Source organism: Xenorhabdus hominickii, from assembly GCF_002632725.1.
GTDB lineage: Bacteria > Pseudomonadota > Gammaproteobacteria > Enterobacterales > Enterobacteriaceae > Xenorhabdus > Xenorhabdus hominickii.
In genome coordinates this window covers 583,735-588,808 of the sequence record NZ_NJAI01000002.1, presented here as the reverse complement: position 1 = coordinate 588,808, position 5,074 = coordinate 583,735, and the positions used below count along the sequence as shown (strand labels likewise).

Here is a 5,074-nt window from a genome sequence, read left to right as displayed (position 1 = left end):
TCTGTAATCCATATTGCACCTCTCGTGCAATATAGTATCGCAGCTAAAGCTGACCGACTAAAGTCGGTGGTTTTAACCTTTCATATGGAAAAATAAAAAGCCAGAAAATGCATTTCTATTTGCTGTCATATCAGTTTTTCGTTAGAATGCCGTCCGCTTGATGTAATACATAACGTTAAGCCAGTATCGAACCTGCTGCTGGGTCGCCTGTAGCAGGATTTATTTTCTTCTTTTAAAGAGAAAAAATAATGTTAACTATTAATGCAGAAGTACGTAAAGAGCAGGGTAAGGGTGCGAGCCGCCGCCTGCGCAGAGCTAACAAGTTTCCGGCAATCATCTACGGTGGTAACCAAGAGCCAGTTTCTATCGAACTGGATCACGATGCAGTTATCAACCATGAAAGCAAAGCAGAATTTTACGAAGTTCTGACTCTGGTTGTTGATGGTAAAGAAACTAAAGTTAAAGTGCAGGCAGTACAGCGTCACCCATTTAAACCTAAACTGACGCACATTGATTTCCTGCGTGCTTAATTAGCCACAGTCGAGCTTTTATCGGGACGCCGAGTAAATAACGCCGCATTTGCGGCGTTATTTATTTCTACGGTGTCATATTTTACGGATAACCAATATCAGCGATTACCACTACCACGGCGCTGTAATTGGTCACGTAAATTTGGTGGTGTACCTTTAATCGTTAATGTATCCGTTACAGGATCCCAAAAAATCCTTTCTCCCATTAACATGACATCAAAGTTGATAGTTAATCCTCCACCACTACCCGCGAATTTTGTCAATTGACGCAACGTTCCGCGATCGGCCGGAAAACTTTCTTCCAGTTCATATCCCTGCTTCTGCGAAAACTGCTGAAAATTTTGCTCGCCTAACGGTGGCAACTCTTGAGACAGTTCCTGTAACTTAATCTCCTCACCTGCCTGTAACTGCTCATTACAGTAACCATAAACTTGCTGGCGATAGGCCTGACGTTCATTTTTATCCAACTGTGCTGATTCACAATAATCATCCACAGCTTTCAATAATCCCTTATTCTGCACCTTTGCATTCATGCCTTCACTGGCAGCCAGAAAATCCATAAAAAAGTCAGAGACCTTGCGCCCTACCCGCCCTTTCAGGAAAGTCAGGTAACGACTGGATTCAGGATTGGTTTCCCATTCAGTTAAATCAATTCTCGCCACGATATCGGCATGAGGGATATCAAGATACTGCGTCGAATTTACATCAAGCTCATCATTAACAGACATGCTATTACAACTATTGAGAACTGAAACCAGTAAATATTCCACGGCAAGATATCGATATTGACAAAACAGCACCGTTCCTCCTACCGCAAACGGATACTTTGCCAATTCATCTTTCAAACGAACAGTTGCAGCCCGGCTAAAACCAAGAAAATCCTCATCCCCCTTACGCAGATGACGGAGAGATTCTGCCAGTTCACTCCCTTCATTGAACAAACCATAGGCTTTGCTTTTTGCACTATACACACGATGTAATTCAGCCATCATCTCGTCAACCACTTGATTGGTTTCCAACAGAGAATCACGCAAAATCACTTCCAGCGTTTGCTCATCACGTTTAATCAACCGATGTAAAGCTATCTGGGTAATTTCCAGACTCATTATTTATACTCCTTTTGCAGCTTTGACCGTATGGGGCTTTGCGGTTAGCGGCGTATTCAAACACCGTTGCCTTTCTGCTGCAACTAAAAACCCGAATGATGGAAAAGCATTCACAATTTAATTTCCAATGCTAAACATTTCAAAAACTAAAATGATGCAACAAGTTCAAGAATGGCAGCAATTCCCACTACAGGGAAATTAATTTGTTATAAAAAAGCAGAAAATCGCCTTCCTATACGGTAATATATGGGGCTTTGTACATTCAGGATATTTGATTTATGCCACAGTCGTCTCGCTATAGCGATGAAAAAGTTGAACATTTATTAGCTGAATTAGTAAATGTTTTCGAGAAAAGCCATACACCTACTGATCTTACCCTGATGGTTTTGGGCAATATGGTAACGAATTTAATCAATACGAGCATTGCTCCTGCGCAGCGCAGACATATTGCAGACTCGTTTGCACGCGCGTTACAGTCTTCAATTAATGAAGATAAAGCGCATTAATTTTTATTAAAACCTTAATGTAAAGAAAATATGGTGACTAACCGCCCGCATTACCGCGAAAAAGTTTCTCAGATGATCAGTTGGGGACACTGGTTCGCACTGTTCAACATCATGGTCAGTCTTGTGCTGGGCAGTCGCTATTTATTTGCATCTGACTGGCCGGGTTCACTGTTTGGGCGTATCTACGCACTGGTCAGCTGGCTCGGTCATTTCAGTTTCATCGTCTTTGCTATCTACTTACTTATTTTATTTCCGCTAACATTTATCGTCATATCTCAGCGGTTACTTAGGTTTCTTTCAGCGGCACTGGCGACCGCAGGTTTAACACTGCTGGTATTCGATTCTTCCATCTATGTTCGTTTCCACCTGCATCTGACTCCGTTGGTCTGGGATTTAGTCACCAACCCAGAGCAAGGTGAATTGGCAAGGGAATGGCAGCTCATGTTCATCTGTATCCCCGTTATTTTTTTAATACAGATGCTATTCGGCACATGGAGCTGGCAAAAATTACGCAGCCTGAATCGTCAACGATTCGGCAAGCCACTGGCAGCAGTATTTATCACCGCATTTGTCACCTCCCACGTGATATACATCTGGGCGGACGCCAACTTCTACCGTCCTATTACTATGCAACGCTCAAATTTGCCGGTTTCTTATCCGATGACGGCTCGTAAATTCCTTGAAAAACACGGATTATTGGATCAAAAAGAATATCAGCATCGTATTAACCAGCAAGGAAATCCTGCTGCGTTGACTGTCGATTACCCGCTAAATAATTTATCTTATCGGGACACTGGGCGCGGCTACAACCTACTGCTACTTGTCGTGGACGGATTAGATAATCGAACTATTACTAATGGCATGCCAACTCTGGAACAATTTGCGAAAGATAATATCCAGTTCACACAACATTTCAGCACAGGTATTCACAACGATACCGCAATGTTTGGTTTATTCTATGGCATATCATCGGGTTATCTAGACGGTATTCTTAGCACAAGAAAATCATCCGCACTTATTGATGCACTAACGCATCAAGGATATCAATTTGGTCTTTTCTCATCGGATGGGTTCCAAACTCCACTTTACCGTCAAGCAGCATTGACAGATTACTCCCTGCCAAATACTGATACCAACAAAAGAAGCGATAACTTAACGGTAACACAATGGCATCAGTGGCTGGATTTACACGGTGGCTCAGCTCCATGGTTTTCATTCCTGAATATTAATGGCCTCACGGGTTCACCAGATAAATTTAACAAACAAGTACTGGATACTGAGATCAATAACGTTTTACAAGCCTTAAAGACCAAAGGCATTCTGGATAAAACAATCATTGTGATTACGGCCAAACAAAACAAACAGAAAATAAACCACTCAGCAAAATGGGTTACTGATGATAAATTCAACCGTGACGAACTTCATGTACCCTTGATAATTCACTGGCCGGGCACACCCGCACAAATTATCGACAAACTAACCAGTCATCAAGATGTCATGACAACACTTATGCAACGTTTACTACACGTCAGTAATTCACCAGAAGATTATTCACAAGGTGAAGATCTCTTTAACGCTCAGAGAGAAAATCCATGGCTTATTACTGGTGATAATGGTTCATTGATTGTCACGACCATTGAAAACACTGTCTATATCGACAAAAATGGGGAATATCATCTGTATGATTTAGATGGCAACGAGATTTACGGAGCCAAACCAAATCTCGCCCAATTATTACAAGTACTAACAGAAGTGAAACGATTTTTAGCCAACTAATCGTTTAAAAATCAATCACTCACTAAATTAAGGGTTGCTTTGAAAATAAAAAACGGTAATATAAGAAAAGTCATCGGCATGTAGCGCAGCTTGGTAGCGCACCGTCATGGGGTGTCGGGGGTCGTAGGTTCAAATCCTATCATGCCGACCAAATTTCCCTAGAAAAACCAACCTATTACGGTTGGTTTTTTTATGCCTGAAATTTGCTTGGTGTAAAACTGGTGTAAAACTGGTGTAAAACTGGTGTAAAACTGGTGTAAAACCCTGTCCTAATATCCCCATTCTTACCCTATCGTTTTAGTCTAAACTTCAAACACAAAAACTCACTAATTCATAAATTTCATCAATGATATATTGAAATGGTAAATCCCTCATCCAATCTCAGTTAATTTCCCCTGCCTCACATTCCACACCGAATCCTCCGGCATCTGGACACGGATATCCAAGCGAGTGAGTAAGGGGCACTAGGCCCCTGTCATCACTTCGGCTGCTCCGGCCACTGGATATCAGGTGCAGTAGAACAATCCCCTGACTATTATTTTGGTTTTTTCAATTCATCCGGTATCCACTCCTGCGTGTCAGGATGATAGGTTTCCGGCCCGCCGGAAAAATTATCAGGGACATCCACGTCAATGTGGGGTTCTACCGGACGAATGCCGATGGTATACGACCGGTAGTCACGGGTTAGCACATAGATTGTTTTCATTTTCATTTTCATCACATCACCTTCCAGACATGCACCCGGCACGCAACGTTAGTCCAATCGGTACCGTCAGCATGACCTGCGGCAGACCCGGTATCCATACCCCGCGCCCAGAATGACGCCGTACCCGCCTGAACCACAATCCCCTCAGCAACACAGGAGGCGGCAACGCCGTGACTACCGTTCTGCTGGAAAATCCATTTCGTATCGAACCATTCATTGCGTTCATAGCCGCGATTGACCTCAGCCAGCACAATACACGGTGTACCGTTGCCGAAGGGGTTGGATTTAACGATCCGTTGCGAGCGTTGTATGCGGCCAAAATCCAGTAACGCGTAGCCGACCTGATTACTGGGTCATGTATTAAATAGTTAGTTGTTGTGATATGCTTCCCGCCTTTTAAGGGTAAAGCATGGCCAAAGCTGACGTCTATTGCCGTTATTGTCACAAATC

General features: G+C 42.9%; 6 protein-coding genes and 1 tRNA gene. 4 read left to right on the top strand and 3 right to left on the bottom strand.

Annotated elements, in window-relative coordinates:
* The first annotated feature begins 248 nt into the window (after positions 1–248).
* Positions 249–530 carry a 50S ribosomal protein L25 gene (rplY, locus tag Xhom_RS09865; RefSeq protein ID WP_069316284.1) on the top strand — a complete coding sequence of 94 codons (282 nt, stop codon included), beginning with the start codon at positions 249–251 and terminating at the stop codon, positions 528–530.
* Between the two features lie 98 nt (positions 531–628).
* On the opposite strand, the gene yejK is transcribed toward rplY, so the two are convergent.
* The gene (gene yejK, locus Xhom_RS09860; protein WP_069316285.1) at positions 629–1,636 is read right to left on the bottom strand and encodes a nucleoid-associated protein YejK; all 1,008 of its coding nucleotides are present in this window, start codon (positions 1,634–1,636) and stop codon (positions 629–631) included.
* Positions 1,637–1,914: 278 nt separating this feature from the next.
* On the opposite strand from yejK, the gene Xhom_RS09855 reads away from it, so the two are divergent.
* The 3 genes from Xhom_RS09855 (at position 1,915) to Xhom_RS09845 (ending at position 4,069) form a co-directional block, all read left to right on the top strand.
* Positions 1,915–2,142 carry a YejL family protein gene (locus Xhom_RS09855; protein WP_069316286.1) on the top strand — a complete coding sequence of 76 codons (228 nt, stop codon included), beginning with the start codon at positions 1,915–1,917 and terminating at the stop codon, positions 2,140–2,142.
* Between the two features lie 30 nt (positions 2,143–2,172).
* The gene (gene yejM / locus Xhom_RS09850; protein WP_069316287.1) at positions 2,173–3,918 is read left to right on the top strand and encodes an LPS biosynthesis-modulating metalloenzyme YejM; all 1,746 of its coding nucleotides are present in this window, start codon (positions 2,173–2,175) and stop codon (positions 3,916–3,918) included.
* A gap of 74 nt (positions 3,919–3,992) precedes the next feature.
* Positions 3,993–4,069: transfer RNA gene (locus tag Xhom_RS09845), tRNA-Pro, on the top strand.
* A gap of 384 nt (positions 4,070–4,453) precedes the next feature.
* Here Xhom_RS09845 and Xhom_RS09840 read toward each other — a convergent pair.
* Both Xhom_RS09840 and Xhom_RS33410 read right to left on the bottom strand, forming a co-directional pair.
* Complete coding sequence (locus Xhom_RS09840) at positions 4,454–4,636, bottom strand: hypothetical protein (protein WP_069316201.1); 183 nt, start codon at positions 4,634–4,636, stop codon at positions 4,454–4,456.
* A gap of 4 nt (positions 4,637–4,640) precedes the next feature.
* The coding region (locus Xhom_RS33410; RefSeq protein WP_211287893.1) for a hypothetical protein at positions 4,641–5,074 on the bottom strand (434 nt) is incomplete at its 5' end.

Coding starts and splice junctions, on each gene's coding strand:
- rplY (WP_069316284.1), top strand. CDS start 249: ATGTTAACTATTAATGCAGAAGTACGTAAAGAGCAGGGTAAGGGTGCG.
- yejK (WP_069316285.1), bottom strand. CDS start 1,636: ATGAGTCTGGAAATTACCCAGATAGCTTTACATCGGTTGATTAAACGT.
- Xhom_RS09855 (WP_069316286.1), top strand. CDS start 1,915: ATGCCACAGTCGTCTCGCTATAGCGATGAAAAAGTTGAACATTTATTA.
- yejM (WP_069316287.1), top strand. CDS start 2,173: ATGGTGACTAACCGCCCGCATTACCGCGAAAAAGTTTCTCAGATGATC.
- Xhom_RS09840 (WP_069316201.1), bottom strand. CDS start 4,636: ATGAAAATGAAAATGAAAACAATCTATGTGCTAACCCGTGACTACCGG.